General features: G+C 68.3%; 14 protein-coding genes. 2 read left to right on the forward strand and 12 right to left on the reverse strand.

Annotated features, from left to right (window positions below):
• Positions 1–22 precede the first annotated feature (22 nt).
• On the forward strand, positions 23–1,834 hold the full coding sequence (locus QT196_RS18925; protein WP_290355286.1) for a serine/threonine-protein kinase: 1,812 nt from the start codon (positions 23–25) through the stop codon (positions 1,832–1,834).
• 19 nt (positions 1,835–1,853) lie between these two features.
• On the opposite strand, the gene QT196_RS18930 is transcribed toward QT196_RS18925, so the two are convergent.
• From QT196_RS18930 to QT196_RS18980, 11 genes are all read right to left on the reverse strand, one after another.
• Complete coding sequence (locus QT196_RS18930; protein ID WP_248001207.1) at positions 1,854–2,696, reverse strand: SprT family zinc-dependent metalloprotease; 843 nt, start codon at positions 2,694–2,696, stop codon at positions 1,854–1,856.
• Between the two features lie 4 nt (positions 2,697–2,700).
• Positions 2,701–6,507 (reverse strand): type I restriction endonuclease, encoded by a 3,807-nt coding sequence (locus tag QT196_RS18935; protein WP_290355287.1) that lies wholly within the window; start codon positions 6,505–6,507, stop codon positions 2,701–2,703.
• Between the two features lie 184 nt (positions 6,508–6,691).
• Positions 6,692–7,018 (reverse strand): hypothetical protein, encoded by a 327-nt coding sequence (locus tag QT196_RS18940; protein ID WP_290355288.1) that lies wholly within the window; start codon positions 7,016–7,018, stop codon positions 6,692–6,694.
• On the reverse strand, positions 7,018–7,146 hold the full coding sequence (locus tag QT196_RS18945) for a hypothetical protein (RefSeq protein ID WP_290355289.1): 129 nt from the start codon (positions 7,144–7,146) through the stop codon (positions 7,018–7,020). The genes QT196_RS18940 and QT196_RS18945 overlap by 1 nt, the downstream gene beginning before the upstream one ends.
• Positions 7,147–7,661: 515 nt before the next feature.
• Positions 7,662–7,856 carry a DUF397 domain-containing protein gene (locus QT196_RS18950; protein ID WP_266737322.1) on the reverse strand — a complete coding sequence of 65 codons (195 nt, stop codon included), beginning with the start codon at positions 7,854–7,856 and terminating at the stop codon, positions 7,662–7,664.
• A gap of 13 nt (positions 7,857–7,869) precedes the next feature.
• A complete protein-coding gene (locus QT196_RS18955) occupies positions 7,870–8,730 on the reverse strand; it encodes a Scr1 family TA system antitoxin-like transcriptional regulator (protein ID WP_266737324.1) in 861 nt (286 codons plus the stop codon).
• Between the two features lie 80 nt (positions 8,731–8,810).
• A complete protein-coding gene (locus tag QT196_RS18960; RefSeq protein WP_266737326.1) occupies positions 8,811–10,040 on the reverse strand; it encodes a hypothetical protein in 1,230 nt (409 codons plus the stop codon).
• A complete protein-coding gene (locus QT196_RS18965; protein ID WP_266737328.1) occupies positions 10,030–12,768 on the reverse strand; it encodes a class I SAM-dependent DNA methyltransferase in 2,739 nt (912 codons plus the stop codon). Before QT196_RS18965 ends, QT196_RS18960 begins: the two co-directional genes overlap by 11 nt.
• 108 nt (positions 12,769–12,876) lie before the next feature.
• Entirely contained in the window at positions 12,877–13,608 is a 732-nt protein-coding gene (locus QT196_RS18970) for an RloB family protein (RefSeq protein ID WP_168480233.1), read from the reverse strand.
• Positions 13,608–14,870: an ATP-binding protein gene (locus QT196_RS18975; protein ID WP_168480234.1), complete on the reverse strand. Its 1,263-nt coding sequence runs from the start codon at positions 14,868–14,870 to the stop codon at positions 13,608–13,610. Before QT196_RS18975 ends, QT196_RS18970 begins: the two co-directional genes overlap by 1 nt.
• A 94-nt stretch (positions 14,871–14,964) precedes the next feature.
• Positions 14,965–16,251, reverse strand: a complete 1,287-nt coding sequence (locus QT196_RS18980) for an adenylosuccinate synthase (protein ID WP_168480235.1) — start codon at positions 16,249–16,251, stop codon at positions 14,965–14,967.
• Between the two features lie 236 nt (positions 16,252–16,487).
• Between QT196_RS18980 and QT196_RS18985 the strand changes: the two genes are divergently transcribed.
• The gene (locus QT196_RS18985) at positions 16,488–17,435 is read left to right on the forward strand and encodes a diacylglycerol kinase family protein (protein WP_266737332.1); all 948 of its coding nucleotides are present in this window, start codon (positions 16,488–16,490) and stop codon (positions 17,433–17,435) included.
• Positions 17,436–17,450: 15 nt separating this feature from the next.
• Here the strand turns inward: QT196_RS18985 and QT196_RS18990 are convergent, their stop codons facing one another.
• Positions 17,451–18,008, reverse strand: a complete 558-nt coding sequence (locus QT196_RS18990; protein ID WP_168480237.1) for a MarR family transcriptional regulator — start codon at positions 18,006–18,008, stop codon at positions 17,451–17,453.
• Positions 18,009–18,093: the final 85 nt, after the last annotated feature.

The following is an 18,093-nucleotide window of genomic DNA, read 5'->3' on the forward strand; positions in this document are numbered from 1 at the left end:
ACAAAAAGGGGAGGGTGCCCGGATGGACGGCCTGTGCGGGCTGACCGCCGACGATCCGTCGTGGATCGGGGACTACCGGCTGCTCAGCCGTCTCGGCAGTGGCGGGATGGGGCGGGTCTACCTCGCCCGTTCCGAGGGCGGCAGGACCGTCGCCGTGAAGCTGGTGAAGGCCGAACTCGCCGCGGAGGAGGAGTTCCGGGACCGGTTCCGTGCCGAGGTCGCGGCCGCGCGGCGGGTCGGCGGGCGCTGGACCGCGCCGGTGCTGGACGCCGACACCGAGGCCGATGTCCCCTGGGTCGCCACCGGTTACATCGCGGGCCCCACCCTGAGCCAGGTCGTCGGGTCGTACGTCCGCCAGGGCGACTACGGCCCGCTGCCGGAGGATTCGCTGCGGCGGCTGGCCTATGGGCTGGCCTGCGCACTGCGCGACATCCATGGCGTCGGCCTGGTGCACCGCGACCTCAAGCCGTCCAACGTGCTGCTGACCATCGACGGGCCGCGGGTCATCGACTTCGGGATCGCGCGGGCCCTGGACGCCGTCGGGGAGCAGACCCAGACGCGGGCCGGCACGGTGGTCGGCTCGCCCAGCTTCATGTCGCCCGAGCAGGTCCAGGGGCACCGCGTCGGCCCGGCCAGCGATGTGTTCTGTGTGGGGTCGGTGCTGGCGTACGCGGCCACCGGGCGGCAGCCGTTCGGCAATCCGGCTTCGGGCGTGCATGCGGTGATGTTCAAGATCGCGCGGGAGGAGCCCGACCTGGCCGCGACACCGGACGGGATCCGCGGGCTGATCCTGGACTGCCTGGCCAAGGACCCGGCGGCGCGGCCCACGCCCGGGGAGCTCGCCGAGCGCCTCGGGCCGGAGCCCGGCGGCCGGTCGGCGGCTCCCTGGCTGCCGGCCGAGCTGATCGCGCGCCTGGGGCAGCACGCCGTCCTCCTCCTGGACACCGACACCCCGCCCGGAGGCCACCCGCCGACGATGGTGACCACCAAGGTCGCGCCCACCCCGGCGGTGCCCCCGCCGCCCACCCCGACCGAGCGGCGCCGCCGCCGTCGATGGCTTCCGGTCATCGCCACCGCCGTGTTCGCGGCCGCCACGGCCGCCGCCGCGGTGCCGCTGCTGAGCGAGGGCGCCGGCGCCGAGGACAGCGCGTCCGACATCCCGGCCGGCTATATCGGCACCTGGTCGGGGCCGGTGCTGCGGGACGGGGAACCCACCGGGCAGCAGCGGCGGTTCGTGATCACCCGCGGCAAGGTCGGCGAGGTGGTCGCGAACAGCACCAGCCTCGGCGCGACCTACGAATGCCGCAGCGACGCCAAGCTGGTGTCCGTGAACCGGCAGGACGGGCACCCGGCGCTGCGGCTGGACACCACGGTCGTCCGGTCCGTGCCGGCCGGCCGCTGCGCCGCGCTGGGCGAACACACCCTGGAGGAGGGCGCCGACGGCACCCTGAACTGGGCCGCGGCCGGACGCACCGCGACCCTGCACCGCGTCGCCCCGGCCGACAGCGCCGTCCCCGCAGGCTTCCTCGGCACCTGGCAGCGGCCGGACGACGACGGCTACGGCACCCAGCAGCTGACCGTCAAACAGGCCCCGGCGGGCAGCACGGTCCTCACCGCCGTCGTCATCGGCCGCGGCGGCCGCTGCACGGCGCACGCCGCCCTCTACGCGGCCGAGGGCGGCAAGCTGACCGTCGGCCCGTCGGTCGTCGACCGGGCCGCGCCCGGCTGCGCACCGAGCAGCACCTCCGTGCTCAGCCTGGGCCCCGACGGCACCCTGCACCGCGCGTTCCTCGGCGACGACAAACAGCCGCGCGGCTACTCCAGGGTGAAGTAGCCGCGCGGCACTCCCGCCTTCATGCCCGCTGAGGCAGCGTCCCCACATCCCCCATCCATACACGCCGTCCCAGCTCGTCCAGCTCGGCCTTCAATTCCTGGCACTCCGGTAGCGCTCTGCCCAACAACCGCCAATAGCCAGAGCCGTGTCCGGCCACACGAACGTGAGCCAGTTCGTGAGCGATCACATAGTCGATGAGATGGATCGGTAGCTGGAACACGGCCCAGTGCAGTGCCACGCGGCCGCCGCCGTCCGGCCCGACCCGGTATGTGCCCCAGCGTTGGCCGAGGTCCCGCACCTCTACGGGCGGCTCAGTCACGTCCATACGCGCAGCCCATGGCTGCAACCGCCCCTGTACCCAACGCTGACCCGCTCTGCTGTACCAGGCGGCGATTGCCTTGCGCGCATGCTGTGGGTCTGCGGCCACGGACCGGCTCAGCCGCAGTCGGCCCGCCACCAGTCGCACCGGCACATCCGAGCGCCCCCGCCTGTCGTGACCTTCGTCCCCCTCACCCACCGGCCCATCCACCAACAGCAGCTTGTAATCCCGCCCGAGATAACGGTGAATTTCGCCGTCGTACAGCGACCTCACGGGGTGCAGTTGCCGTCGTTCCTTGCTCAGCAGCAGCTTGCTCTCGATCCACCGCCTGTTGTCCCGGACGAACTTCTCCGCCCGGTGAAGGCTGCAATCCTTGGGAGTGCGCAAGGTGAGCGAGGCATCCCTCTCGACCGTCAGCCCCAGCCGCGCACGGCGCGCACTGACACGCACGTGGAGAGACAGCCCGTCCACGACGAGCGTCTGCCCCTCGGCGAGACAATCGTCGCCGGGGCCCACGGCGGCAGGAGCAGACGGCAAGGTCACCCAGCTATTGTCCCCTGCCCTCGGCCTGGAAGCCCGCATGCTGCTGTGCGCCGTAGCCCGCCAGCAGCTCCGACAGCTCCCCGAGCGCGGCACGGCCTCCGCTGACCGGGCGCAACCCCGACTTTCGCAGGCATTGCCAGATGTGCGCGTCGAGCTCACTGACGTGGGCAGCCTCCGCTGCGAACGAGGCCCGGGTGACATGGCCGACGATCACGTCCTTGACCTCGACGACGAGCTGGCGGAGGAGTTCCGGTGCCGGATCATCGAAGCGGGAGTCCTGCTCCAGCTTCTCTTTCAGGAGCACGTACAGCCGCTGCTCCATCACCGACAGACCGACGGCCTCGGGGTCCGCCTCCTCTGCTCGCCGGGCGCGTTCGACGAGGGGGCCTACCTCCCGCCTGATGTCCTCCCAGCGCCCGTCGAACTCTTCCAGGACCCGCTCCAGCTCCTCGGAGAGCTGCCGGTACACCGTGCGGCTCTCCTGCTCCTGCGCGATCCGCTCCTCCAGGTGGTACCGGAGCGCCTGCACCTGTTCCGCCGCGGCCTCCCGTACCGGTAGTCGGTCCACGATCTCGTCGAAGTCCGGAGCCAGAATCGAAACGGGCGCGACGACCTGCTCGATCTTCTGGACCTCCAGATGGTCGGCGATCAGCGCACGGACCTTCCGGCCATATCCCCGCATCGAGAAGCCACCCCCCGGGGCGTCCCGGTAATGCCGGCGTACACGCATCTGGAGCACACTCCAGCGACGGACGTTCGGGATCTGGTCAAGCGCCTTCTCATGCGGCAATACGCGGTCCACCGTGTCCAGGAAGGTTCCCAGCTGCCGGTCGAACTCGGCCCGCCGAGCCGGTTCGTGCAGGGCGAGCATGGCGCGCGAGAGACCGCCCCGCGTGCCGAGATCCTCCTTGTCGATGCCCGCCTCGGCGAAGAACTGCGCGACCTCCTCGGCCGCGTGCTCCATGTTCCGTGCCTCGTCGGTCAGGTCCCGCAGCGATTCGACCACAGGCGGATCGTTCCTGTACGCGGCGAGGGTGGTGCCCAGGTTGTTCAGCACGCCGTAGTAGTCAACGACCAGCCCTTCCTTCTTCTCAGGGGCGGGCCGGTTGACGCGGGCGATCGCCTGCAGGAGCTCGGCATCCTGGATCGGCCGGTCCAGGTACAGCGCCTGCTCGATCGGCGCGTCGAAGCCTGTGAGCAGCATGGACTTCACGATCAGGAAGGCGACGGGGAGCTCGCCGTCTTCCGCCCCTTGGTGCGGTGCCAGTTCACTCCAGGGATTCATGCTGGCGACCCTTCCGGCGAGCACCGGGTCGGGTTCCGGTACATGCGTGACCATCCACGGGTTGTCCGGCGGCAGCTCCGGGAAAGGCTGGAGGAATCGCTCGATGTGGTCACGCTGGCACGTCTCATCGGTCCACTCCCGCCAGGTGCCCGCCTTCCGCTCCGATCCGGCGGAGATGACGGGGACGAAGTCCATCCGCCGCAGCACCTCCTGGTACTGCCAGGCACGCAGCAGGCGCATTTCCTCCTCGGTATACGACTCGGGGTCTCGTCCGCGCAGCCCCTCGCGCCGACCGGACCTGTCGAACTCCTGCACTTCCGCGAGGAGTTGAGCGCGGGCGTCCCTCAGAGCGTGCCGGTACCACACGGCCGCACGCCTGCTGACGACGGCCAGCTGCGCCTTGAAGCCTCCGGTCAGCGGTCCTGTCACATAGTGCGCGAGCATGTTGTACGCCTTGCTCCGGATCAGCGGCGCTGACTCGGCCACATCCCGGCCCGAAGGCGTTCCGTACGCGTCCCGTACGCGCTGCTGTTCCGCTTCGTCCAGCGGCTCGATGAGGTCGGCGAAGCACTCATCCAGCTTCTGCTTCTCGCGGACCTCGGCCGAGGTGGCACGTCCCTCGTAGCGGACGGGGACAATCACCTTGTCCTTCTCCGCCTCGTCCATCCGGTACGTATCGAGGAACGCCGGCCTGCCGCCCGCCTCCCGACTCGGCTCCAGCCCGAAGATCCGGCCGGTGTCGGTCAGTCGCCCCTGCATCAGCGGCGTACCGGTGAAGCCGACCCGGGCGGCGTTCGGCAGCGCCTTGCGCAGACAGGCGTGCAGGACGGAGGTGTGCGAGCGGTGCGCTTCGTCGACAAGGACCAGCACCTTCACCGAGTCACTGCACTCGGGGAATACCCGGGCAGCGGCCTTCAGCGTCTTTTCGTCCGGCGACGGATCCGCCACTTCCTCGGGGCTCGCACCGGCGTCGATACGGTCGCGTGCGCGCTCGAATTCCGCAGCGAGCGACTGCTCCTCACCTCCAGCCGTACCCGCAGCCGTACCCGGGGTCTGCTCCGGCCCGTCCGAAGCCTCCGCACCGACGCCGTCCGCACCCTCCGTCTCCCGGGGGATCCCCGGCAGGTCTCCGAGGAACTTCTGAATGGTCGCGAAGATCACCGCCCGGCCGCCCTGCTGCCCGGCCCGCCGCAGCATGCCCTCCAGATCCGACCGGGACGTGGCCTCCCGCACATCGCTGCCGCTCAGCGCGACGGACTTCTTGAGCTGCCGCTGGAGATCCCTGCGATCGGTGATCGCCACGAGGGTGATCTGGTTCAGTTGCGGATCCCGGCTCATGTGCAGCCGCCGGGCCAGGAACTTCATCGTGAAGCTCTTGCCCGCGCCCTGCGTATGCCAGATCACGCCACCACGCTCGTCCCGCTCCGCGCCGGGGTCCAGCCGGCTACGCCCGGTACGCAGCTTGCGGACGATCTTCTCCGTGGCCCGGTACTGCTGGTGCCGGCAGACCACCTTGGCGGTCTTCGCCTTCTGCGCAGAGGTCCCGGCCCTGGCCTTGCCGACCGACCGTGCTCCCGCGCCCTTCCTGCCCTTCGCGCCCTTCCGGCTCTTGAGCGGCATCTCGAAGACATAGTGGCGGATGATGTTGAGCAGGTTCTGCGGCTTCAGGACCATCGCGGTCAACTGGTGCTGAAGAGTGGGCTGTTCCTCGGGGCCGAGGAGCCTCCAGCCGCGCAGCTCCTGCCGGAGTGCGTCCAGTTTTTCGTAGTCCGGCTCGGTGCTACGCCACAGCGCGTAATGCTCCTCCTCGGACGAGATCGTCCCCAGCACGGCATCCTTGCCATCGGCGGCCACCAACAGCTGCACGGGCGCGAAGAACTCCGGAATGCCACGCGGGACGCTTCCGCGCTCCCGTATGTCGTCATCCAGCGGCCTGCCCGTGTACCCCCGCAGATCCCGGATGGCCTCGCCCAGAGGATCCTGCCGGTCGGGAGACTTGCACTCGATCACCACGACCGGGATGCCGTTGACGTACAGGACCAGGTCGAGAAACACGTCCTTGCCATCGGTATTGCGGACGCACAGCTGATCGACGACAAGAAAATCGTTGCGCGCCAGCGCCTCGTCCCGGCCGCCTTCCAGCGCCTCTGTCCCCCAGTCGGCGAACTGCACTTTCACATCGCGCTCGTCGGGCCCCTTCTCCAGGGCGCCGTGCAGCAGCAGCGTGGTGACTTCCTCGTTGGCATCTTCGAGCGTCCGTGTGACCACGTTCCGCGCGGCCTGCTTCAGTCGGTCGAGGGAGCGGAGCGCGTCGGTCTCGCTCATCCAACCGCTCGCGGCACCGGGCAGCCTGTTCGTACGCCGCAACGCGGACATCGTCCGCTTGGCCAGAAAGATGTCGCCGTACGCACGCTCCTCGGCAATCTGGAGGTCCGGCCCGTGGACGTGCCGCCACCCCATCTTCTTGAGGTGCGTCAGAAGCGGCAGCTCAGCCTCGTCCCGCTCGGTCGTTCCCCTGACCACCATGCGTACGCGCCTCTCCCCTGGACCGGCTGTGCCACCCGCCGATCCATTGTGCGCCTTGGCCGCGTGTTCCCGTCGCGCGCAAGGGAATTGCCCGTCCGGCCCCGGAGAGAAAGACGGCGGGGCCGGACGGGCTATAAGGCGCTCGCGGGATGTCGTAGCCTTCCGCGTCCGCCAAAAACTTGGCTTACAAGTGACGTACTCCCTGGCTTTTTTGGACGCTCTTCCGACAGTCCGGGAGCGGCCCGTCGACGGCCGGGCTGCCAGCGAACGGTCCGGCCACCGTCACCGGCGGGTCATCGAGCGCGTAACACAGCTGCGCATGCAGGAGTTCGGCCTCGCCGGGCGCGAGCCGCAGCGCGACATCGCCGTCGAACTCGCCGTCCCGCCGCAGCCACAGGTGGATCGCAATCTGCCCGTCGTCCTCACGCTGTACGGGCTTGCTGGGCACCCGGCTGATCCGCAGTCCGCGAAGGGTGCCGGCGGTACGTGTCGCCGGTGTACGGCTTTCCATCAGGCCGCCACCCCCGCCATGACGGGGCGACGTGCGCCCGGGGCGGAGCGGGGTGCGCCCGGGGCGCCGACGAGGTGCCCGTGGATGACCCACGGGCCGACGTCGATGCCGTCGAGCGCGAGAGTCAAGGCGGTACGGCGGGCGTGCTGTTCGTGCGCGAGGAGGTAGGGGCGGACGAGTGGGCTGGGGCCGTCCAGGACGGCAGCATCAGCGGGGGATGTGGCGCGAGGGCGGGGCGCTGATGCTTGGCGCCGGGGTGTGGTGGGCGTACGGGGGGATGTCCGCGAGGTGCGGGTGGGGCGGGGCGGGCGGGTGCCGGGGGCTGCACGGTGCCTCCCCTCAGCAAAAGGCATGAGCAACTCAATGACACGGGCAAGTGTTCGCTGGAGAACCGACCAGATACGGTGGGTCACGCAGACGCTCCTTACAAGCGTTGGCCATGCCCCGGGGTGCGGACACACCGCCGGGGCCCTTCACGCTGCAACCATGCGACTACAGCGTGGAGTTGCGACCATAGCGCGAACCTTCATCACTCATCAACGTTTGTAACTCACGAGTGTGGAGGGTGGCATATGCCGGCGCCGAGAGCATCAAAAAGCCCCTCGCCGCTGGGCGCGGGGCTGGACCAGTCGAAGGCGCGCGACTACATCAAGTCATCGAACTCGCCGGCCTTGGCGGCGGCCAGAAACGCACGAAGCTTCTGCTGCGTGGTCCTGACGATCACCTCTGGGTGATCGCTCTCCCGCATGAGTATCTCGCCCCTGTGCACGGCGAGTTCGAGGCAGTTGCCACCCTCCGTATCGTCCGAGAACGAAGACTTCCGCCACTGAATCGCCACTGTTCTCACGCCTTCAGAGTTCCTGTATTGCCTTGCGAATGAAGTCACGCGAACGGTTCGGATCGAGCGAGCGCTCCTCCATACGATCCAGCACCGCACGGTAGTTGGCGAGATGAGTCTCGGCGTGAAGGAACATCGACCCCGCGCGTGAGTCGATCTGCACCGTATCGAGCTGGGCGACCGTCCCGTACGCGTAGTGCGCTGAGGCTCCCGCACTCGGGAATCCACCGGCCGCGAACGGCAGGATGCGAACGGTGACATGGTCTCGCTCGGTCTGCTCCAACAGACTCGCCAGCTGCAACTTCGTCACACGCCTGCCACCGAACGTCATCCGCAGCGCAGCCTCGTGGATGACGAACGTGCACTTCGGAGGCTCAGGACGATCGAGTACAGCACTGCGCCTGATGCGGAACTCCAGCTTGCGCTCAAGGTCCTCCGGCTGGAGAGGTGGCACGGCCTCTGCGAAGACCGCGCGCGTGTAGTCCTCATGCTGAAGAAGTCCAGGCATATGCGTGATCTGTGCGGCGCGAAGCGCTACCGCGTGATGCTCCATCTCGGCGAGGTCAAGAACCGTCGCGACGAGTAGATCTCGGTACTCGTCCCACCAGTAGGTGGCAGAAGCGCGCCGCTCCCTCGCCATGTCGGTCAGCGCGTCGATGTACTCGTGATCCGGACACGTGTAGTTGGCTCCCCACACCCGCACCCGGTCCGCACTGACGCCGAAGCGGCCGGACTCCGTGTTGCTGATCGTGGTCTTGTCCGTCCGGTGCAGCGCGGCAGCCTCGGTCAGCGACAGCCCGACGTGCTCACGCATCTTGCGCAGCTCAGCACCCAACCGCCGCTGCCGCTCGGTCGGAGGCTTTCTCGCCACCATCAGTCGCCCTCCTCGCCCCGCCCGTCTGGGCCCGGTCCCGATGCCGGCCTGTCGGCCTCCCCGCAAAACGGAAAGGCTGCCTACGCTACTGCGCCGTCTACCCGCACTCTTCCGCTGAGCAGGTCGTCAGCCAAGCCTTGCTTCAAAGTGCGCAGCTTGCTCAACTCGTCATTCTCCTGCGCAATACTCCGGTCGCACGCGGCAAGTCCGGCCGTCAACCGTCGCTGCTCATCGAGATCCTCCGGAAAGTCAATCGAAAGCTCACGGAGACGTGATGGATTGACGTTCACCTGCTGAACCGCAATGGTTGCAATGCATTTCACTCGCTGACGAACCACTGGATGCAACAGCCACTCGACCAAGTATTCCGGCGTCAGTCGGCTGGTGTCCGGGTTCAGTCGCACCAGGTACGAAGCGAATGTCGCCTCGGGCAGTTCACCGTTCCAAATGCCGGCACGGCCCACGTGGTCGATGCTGTTGGTGCGATTGAACAGCACATCTCCCGGCCGCAGGAGGATGTTCGCCCGCACTGGAGTGGGGCAATAGCGCAGATCACGGAGCTCTGGCAGGCCATCACGCAGGTTGTTCATCCTGAGCGTTGGTACTCCGCGGCTGTCCTGGTTCAGCGCCTCCGAGATCCCATACTCGACCGACGGAACGACTTCCTTTAGCGGCACACGAACCCAGCCCGGTGCGGGTTGGACAGCCATCACCGACTGCATAGCGTCTGTCAGGATTCCCGTTCGCATCGTGCGCAGCTTTTCACTGGCCACCTCGACAGCCCCCTCCGCCTCGGTGACCGCGTCCAGCAGCTCAACGATGCGCCGCTGGTTTCCCAAGGAGAACGAGGGGACCCTCAACCCGGCCACCATAGGGGCCGAGATCTTGACCATACTCTCGGAGGTGCCTTGGGCTGCGGCCATAATTCCGCGCCGCACAGAAGCAGAACGCAACAACTGCTCCAAAAAAACCGGGAGACAATTCGCAGCGGGACGAAGCCGCATCATGAGGTCGGGATAGATACAGGGATTACCAACGTCCCTATATCTACCGGCCAGCCCGACAAGATCCCGGGTGTTGGCCCGACTCATAAGCAGGTCTCCGCCCTTCAGTAGAGCTGCGTGACCCAACCCAATTCCGGTGGGAGCGTTCTTTAGCTGACGCGGCTGGAAACCGTCAGGTGTCAAACATCCGAGCCCCAGCATCTGAACGCCGGTCCATTCTGCGCTCTCGGGCGGCGAGAACCCGTTGCGAATTGGACCATCCAGGTAATGGCTGAGTGGAACAGGCACCGTCTGCTCACCTGGCATAACCCAGCTCCTTCAAGAACCCGTCCAGCCGCTCAGAGGCCCCCGCTCGCCAGCTCTCGATATCGCTGAGCGACACCGCGTACTTGTCCTCCCAGACGTAATACGCATCGATCAACTCACGGCGTCGCCGTACGACATGCCCCTCCAGCTTCGAGGCGAGATCGTCCCGGAGAATGCCCAGCACCGTCTCGCGGCGGCCCGCATCACCCAGGGCGTCTCGGGCCCGGTACAAGCGGGGATCGGGGATCTTTTCCCCGCCGCCGTCGCTGTCCTCAGCAAGAACGATGTCCAGCGTCGTTTGTGCAGCCGCCCCAGCGGCATCGGACTCCGTCGCCACCGCCCGCTTCCCCTTCGCCGCCGTCTTCTTCGGCTTGGCCGATCGGCGACCGCTTTCCAACGGCCAGAAGTCGTCTTCGAGTTCCTTGACGACCTTGCCGGCCGCCGTGCGGTCCTTCTTCAACTTCTTCAACTCGGCGTCGCTGAGCAGGTTCTCCGCCACGGCCGTGTCAAGGGCGGTCGGCGCGTCCGACGCCACGTCCTCCGCCGCCTCGTCGCCGTCCTCGGCAGCCACCCCCGCCGCAGCCGCCGCCCGCGCGGCCTCCGCCTCCTCCGCGATCTTCAGCTTGGCGTCCAATTCCGCCTTCTTGCGGTCGGCCTCCGCCAGCTCCCGCAGGAAGTCCGGGGCGATCTTGGCGACCACCTTGTGGTCGTACGCCTGACGGCGCTCGGCGGCCGAGCGCTTGCGCGCGCCGCCCGTGCGCGAATTCGGCTCGGGGGACAGGAGCGTTTCGACGATCTCGATCCAGCCTTCCACCACGCCACGGAAACCGTTCGTGGAGAGAGCCTTGAGGTCGTTGCGGGCCTCCTGCCACCAGCCCGCCACCGCGCCTGCCAGCGCATGCTGGTCGAGGAGGCCGACGCCGAGCAGACGGTCACGGAACGAGGTGATCAAGTCGTCCCGGAGACGGGCAAGTTGGCCGCGCTTCTCGAACTCCGTGCGGTCGTCCTCGTCGTACGGGGCGAGCGCCTCGATCTGCTCGGTCTCGGACGTCCACCACTTCTCGAAGGCTTCCCAGAGCACCCGTTCCCGGGCCTCGGCCAGCTGAGCGAGCCGGTCGGCGTCGGGGCGCCGGTCCTCCGGCAGAAAATCGACATACGCAGGGTCGTCCGCACGCTCCGCGAACAGGTCGCCGATGCGCACCCCGTACGCATCGAGCAGCGGCTTCTTCGCCTCGACCTCCGCACGCGGTACGCCGCCCACCAGGTGAGCGCGCACGTCCTGCGGTTCCGGCGGCGGGGTGTTGTCCACGTACCGGCGGATGTTGAGGTTGTAGTCGTTGGCGGCCAGGTCTTCCTTGCTGACCACACGGGAGAAGCGGTCGACCTCGCAGGTGTCGATCGGCAGGTGGAAGGTAGAGACGATCTTCTCCACATGCTCCGGCAGCAGGACGTTCTGCGCCCGCTCGGCGTGGCACTCGCGGTCCGCGTTGATGAAGAGGACCTTGCCGCGGCGCTCCGGTACCTTCCGCCCGGGAGCACGCAGCACCAGCACACACGCCGGAATGCCGGTCCCGTAAAAGAGGTTGGGCGCCAGGCCGATCACGGCCTCCAACAGGTCCTGCTCGATCAGCTTCGACCGGATGGCCTGCTCGGCGCCGCCGCGGAAGAGCACGCCGTGTGGCATGACCGTGAAGACCGAGCCGCCCCGCCCGCCGACCATGTACAGCATGTGCTGTAGGAACATCAGGTCGGCCTTGCCGCGCTCAGAGGTCGCGCCATACGGCATCCGCTCCTCCAGCAGCTCGACCTCGTCCGCCGTGTAGTCCATGGAGAACGGCGGGTTGCTCAGGACGATGTCGTACGACTTGTCCAGGTGCTGCGGGTTGCTGAGCGTGTCACCGGTCTTCAGGCTGAAGTGGCGGGCGCTGTGGAAGAGCATGTTCATGGTGGCCATGACCCAGGACCCGCCGTTGGCATCCTGGCCGGCGAGCTCCAGGTTGTCGGAGTCGCCGCCGTGCTCGTCGATGTACTCCTTGGCGTGGATCAGCATGCCACCGGAGCCGACGCACGGGTCGTAGACATGCTGGCCGGCCTTGGGCTGGGCCAGCTCGACCATCATGCGCACGACGGCACGCGGCGTATAGAACTCGCCGCCCTTGGCTCCGGCCGAGTCCGCGAAGTCCTTGAGCAGGTACTCGTAAGCCGCACCGATCATGTCCGGGAACTCGAAGTCCCCACCCCTCAGCCGCAGGCTGCCGAAGTGCTCGATCAGCGCTGCAAGACGCTTGTCAGCGAGCTTGGCAGCCGAGGCACCGCTGCCACCGCCGCCACCGATGCGGTTGAAGTTGACGTGGGTGAACAGGCCGCGAAGTCCCTGGTTGTGGACCTCCAGTTCGGCGAGCGCGGGCTGGAGGTGCCGGGTGGCGACGTCGTCGACAGCGCCCGCGAGCTCGGCCCAGCGCGCCTCCTTCGGGACGTACATGACCTTACGGACCCTGTAGTTCCGGGGCTCCTCGGCCTCTTCTGCGACTTCTTCCTCGGAGTAGCCCTTCTCCCGTGCCTCGTCGAGGATCGCCTCACGCGCGGCCTCGTACTCGTCGTTGACCCGCTTGAGGAAGAGGAGGACCAGGATGAAGTCGCGGTACTCGGCGGCGTCCATGGTGCCGCGCAGGATGTCGGCCGCCGCGAAGAGGTGGCGCTCCAGTTGGGCGAGCGTGAGCTTGGCCACGTACGGCTCCCTGATTCCTTGGTCCGAAGAAGAGGGCGGTCTGGGGGGTGAGGCGGGTGGTGTGGATCCGGCTCTCATGGCGCGCCCGGTGTCGGCGCGCCGAGCAGCCTAGTAGCCGCTGAGCAGCAAGCCATCCTCCACGAAGCTCCACACGTCGGTGTACGGGTCCCAGTGGTTCGGGTTCCCGCCGCTGTGCTGCTTGTTGATCTTCTGGGCGTGCTTCTTGGCGGTGGCGTACTTGCCGTCACCCAGGATCTGCTCCGGCTTCATGTGTTTCGACTGCTGCTCGGAGACGGTCCTCGCGTTCTTGCCGTACGTCTGCGCGAAGCCGGGCTGCTGACGCAGCCGGCCATTCGCATCGCCGCAGACGCCGCCGAAAGTGCTGGTGTAGTTCTGGTAGTGCAGCAGGCGCCAGAGTTCGAAGCAGGGGTGGGAGTAGGCGATCCTCACGCCGTACTCGTCGGCAAGTTTCCTCGCCTCCGGAATGCCCAGGTGGTCGTCACGGTCGAAGAGGACCCACACCTGTGGCCAGTTCCAGTCCTTCTTCTTGTCCAGCCCGGCGTCCTTCGCCTCCCGCTCGACCTTGCGCAGCACACGGACGGCGTCCTGCACCATGGGAAGAGGCTTGCGGTGCTTGCCCGTGGCCGTGGCGTTCTCTATGTGGTACTCGACACCTTGCCGGGGATCGGCCCGCTGTCCGTGCTTGACGATGAGGTCGATGTACTGCTTCTCGGTGACCTCTCCCTCGATGAAGACATAGACCTGCCGCGCACGGTTCTGGCGCCCCTTTGCCCCGTTCTTGCGGCGGTGGACCTGGTCCCCTCCCTTGGCTCTCGCCATCAGATCTCTTCCGCCTCCAGCTCCGCCGTCTCGTCCGTCTGCAGCAACTGCCGTCCGACCTGGCCCTCCGACACCTTGGGCACACCGCCGAAGGCGCCCGCCAGATAGGACGCCATCAGGTCTTCGTCCTCTCCCGGCTCCCAGTCGGAGACCGGGAACAATTCCGTGGCGCCGCCCGCGTCCTTCTCTGTCAGCCAGAGCTGTCCCGGCTCCAGCAGACGCCCGCCGCCGGGAACCCTCAGCAGTGAGGGGTCATGCGCGGTGAAGATCAGTTGCGCGCCCTTGGGGTTCACCCACGGCGCTTGGAAGAGCCGCACGACCTCGGCTGCGAAGCGGGAGTGCAGGCTGGCGTCCAGTTCGTCGACGAGGAGGACCGCGCCCGTGTCGAGGGCGAGCAGCAGCGGCCCGATCAGGGCGAACCAAGAACGGGTACCGAAGGACTCCGCCTCCCAGTCCAGTACGGTCTCCTCGCCGCTGCCGGAGTGGATCAGCCGGACCCTCGGGCGGCCTCCGGAGTCGCGTTCCACCTCGGCCCCCGAGATACCGAGGTCGGCGACGCGCAGCAGCTCCTCCACCCGCCGCCGCGACTCCTCGTTCTCCAGGAGACGCTGTGCGGTGTACGCCTCGCGCTGCCGCCGCTCGGTCTCCGGGGTGACGTCCCAGAGGTTGTGCTTGAACCAGTCGTAGAGGGGGGTCAGCTGCGGATGCGCGTCGTTGGCCGCTCGGGTCAGCAGCAGGGCGTTGGGGCGGGTCATGCGCGCCAGCAGGGCGCGGTCCTGCAGCCGATCGCCGGGGAAGTCGAATTCCTTCTCGCGAGAAGCATCCCGGTCGAACCAGACCTGCCGCCGTCCCTTGGGATAGGCGAAGAGCCACTCCGACTCCACCCGGCGCTCGCCCAGCTCGAAGCCGTACGACCAGCGGACACCGTCCTCCATGACGAAATCCACCTCGTAGAGGGTGGTCTCCGCCGCTGCCTTGGGGTCTAGCGCGAACTCCTCACGCGGGATGCCCTCGTACGACGTCCACGCCGCGTACGAACTGAGAACGGCCTCCCGCATCTTCTTCAGGGCGGTGATGACATTCGACTTGCCGGAGGCGTTGGCACCGAAGATGCCGAGGACCGGGTAGACAGTGAGCTGCTTGCCGTCGGAGAGCCGAAGCGGCCGTGCGGCCGCGCTCTCCTCTTCCTCGGGCACAGCAAACGACAGCTCCTGCTCCTCGCGCAGGGACCGTACATTTGCCGTCCGGAATCTCAGCAGCATTCCGTCTCCTTCATGGAGCACAGCGTAACGATGTTGCCCAGTGCCCGCCTGCCTCTTGCGAAGCAGACGGGCACAGTATCGGTGGACAACAGTCCTACGACAGGAACGAGTTGATCTCGATCGTCTCGTCGCGGCCGGGGCCGACGCCGATCGCGGAGATCGGGGCGCCGGACATCTCCTCCAGCGCCTTGACGTACGCCTGGGCGTTCTTGGGGAGGTCCGCGAAGGTCTTGGCCTTGGTGATGTCCTCGGACCAGCCCGGCAGCATCTCGTAGACCGGCTTCGCGTGGTGGAAGTCGGACTGCGAGTACGGCAGCTCCTCGACGCGCTCGCCGTCGATCTCGTACGCGACACAGACCGGGATCTGCTCCCAGCCGGTGAGCACGTCGAGCTTGGTGAGGAAGAAGTCCGTCAGACCGTTGACGCGGGTGGCGTAGCGGGCGATGACCGCGTCGAACCAGCCGCAGCGGCGGTCCCGGCCGGTGGTGACGCCGCGCTCGCCGCCGATGCGGCGCAGTGCCTCGCCGTCCTCGTCGAAGAGCTCGGTCGGGAACGGACCGGCGCCGACGCGCGTCGTATAGGCCTTGAGGATGCCGATGACGCGGCTGATCTTCGTGGGACCGACGCCCGCACCCGTGCAGGCGCCGCCCGCGGTCGGGTTCGAGGACGTGACGAAGGGGTACGTGCCGTGGTCGATGTCCAGCAGCGTGCCCTGGCCGCCCTCGAAGAGCACGACCTTGTCGTCGTCGAGCGCCTTGTTGAGGATCAGGGTGGTGTCGGCGACATAGCCCTTGATCTGGTCGGCGTAGCCCAGCAGCTCCTCGACGACCTGGCCGGCCTCGATGGCGCGGCGGTTGTAGAGCTTGGTGAGCAGCTGGTTCTTGACCTCGAGGGCCGCCTCGACCTTCTGGATGAGGATCGACTCGTCGTAGAGGTCCTGGACGCGGATGCCGACGCGGTTGATCTTGTCGGCGTAGGTCGGGCCGATGCCGCGGCCGGTGGTGCCGATCTTCCGCTTGCCGAGGAACCGTTCCGTCACCTTGTCGACGGTGATGTTGTACGGCGTGATCAGATGCGCGTTACCGCTGAGCATCAGCTTGGACGTGTCGACGCCGCGCTCGTTGAGTCCGCTCAGCTCGGAGAGCAGGACCGCCGGGTCCACGACGACGCCGTTGCCGATGACCGGGGTGCACCCCGGCGAGAGGATTCCGGAAGGGAGAAGGTGCAGTGCGTACTTCTGGTCGCCGACGACGACCGTGTGGCCGGCGTTGTTGCCGCCCTGGTAGCGCACCACATAGTCCACGGATCCACCGAGCAGGTCGGTGGCCTTTCCCTTGCCCTCATCACCCCACTGAGCACCGAGCAGCACAAGTGCGGGCACAGGCGTACACCCCTTCCGGGCGGGGCATGTCCAACGTGCGTGGATGGCGTCGGCGTGCCTGTTCACGCGTACGTCATCGCTAGAGCCGTCGGACCGGTGCCCCGGAATAGACGAAGCCCCTGGCGCAATAGCGCAAGGGGCTCTTGCACCGAGATGCTACCTGAGGAAGGACCGAGGTGTCGGCGCAGCCTTCTGGGCACTCTCCTGTGGACTCCGTTCGGGGGTACCCCCTGCTCGTGGTCATCGACCCGGTCGCCCGCAGTACGGACGGCGAGTCCGTGCGGATCGCGAAGGATGTCCTGTGTGCGGGCGCGGGCGCGAAAATCTGCCTGCCGGAGGGGCCGGAGGAATTCGGGCGGATGCTGGCCCGGCGGGGCCACCGTCGGCCGGTGGTGATCGGTGACGACCGGACACTGCTGCGGGTGGTGGGCCTGCTGCACAAGGAACGCGAGCTGGCCGCGGTGCCGCTGTCGATGGTCCCGGTGGGGGCGCCGGCCGCGGTCGCGCTGAGCCGCGCGCTGGGCGTCCCCACGGACACGGTGGCCGCCGCGCGGGCCGTCCTGGACGGCGGGGAGCGGCCGATGGATCTGCTCACGGACGACAGCGACGGCATCGTGCTGGGCGGCCTGCGCATCCCCTGCGGGAGCGCGGCGACCCGGCTGGGGCACGGGGCGTATGTGCCGGCCCCGGCGCCGCCGCCGGCTCCCGTGGACCCGGCCGAGGCCCTGGGCGGCCGGGGCGGTCTGGCGGACGGCCTGGACGGTGCCCGGCCGTGGTGGAAGCCGGCCGCCAAGACGGCCCGTACGGCGCTGGCGATGCTGGCCGCGCCGGCGGCGGGGCTGGGCGCCCGGCGGGGCCGGGTGCCGGGGCAGCGGCTGCGGATCGAGGCGGACGGGGTGCTGCTGGCGGATCTGGACCGGCCGGTGCGCGGGGTGTCGGTGGTGCCCGGCGGACGGACCGGGGCGGAGGGGCCGCGGACGGGGGCCGCGGACGGCCGGGAGCTGGCGGAGGTCGTGGTGCACTGGCCGGGCGGCGGGCGGCCGGTGCGGGCCCGGGCGCGGGCGGTGACGGTGTCCGGCGCGGACTTCCACTACCGGGCGGACGCCCTGGTCGGCGGGCCGGTCAGGACCCGTACGTGGACCGTGCAGCCGGCCGCCTGGCGGCTCCAGCTGCCGCGGGGCTGAGGCCCGGCCGGCGGCTCAGCGGTCGGCGCTTCCGAGGTCGGCCCGCAGCTGGTCGCGGTGCTCGCGCCAGCGCTGGAGCAGCCCGGTGAGTTCCGTCTGGAGGAACTCGAAGAAGATCAGCGTCTCGGCGATCCGGCGGCCGGCCGGGGAGTCCTCGCCGAGGCTGTCGACGCCCTCGCGCAGGGTGCCCTCCCAGCGGGTGAGGACGTTGTCGCGGCGGGCCAGCGCCTCGTACCACTGGTCGCTGTGCACGCGGTAGCGGTCGCGGCGGGAGCCGGGCTCGCGTTCCCGGCTGACCATGTCGACCTGGGAGAGGTAGCGGATCGCGCCGGAGACGGCGGCCGGGCTGACCTGGAGGCGCTCGCCGAGTTCGGCCGAGGTCAGCACACCGGAGTCGGAGGCCAGCAGACAGGCGAAGACCCGGGCGGACATCCGCTGCATCCCGGCGTCGACGAGCTGGGAGGCGAACCGCTCGACGAACTGCGAGACCGCTCCGTCGTCGCGGGTGCCCTCGCCGCTGTCCTGACGGGCGTCGTCGGTCCGGTGCGCACTCTGCGCTGGCTGCTCACTCATATCCGCATCATCTCCCCTGCTCAGAGCCACCCACCCCAAGTTTATATGCTTTCTTAACTTCACAAATTTGTGAATCTAGCGTAGC

The sequence above is a fragment of the Streptomyces sp. P9-2B-2 genome, from assembly GCF_030406865.1.
Classification (GTDB): domain Bacteria; phylum Actinomycetota; class Actinomycetes; order Streptomycetales; family Streptomycetaceae; genus Streptomyces; species Streptomyces platensis.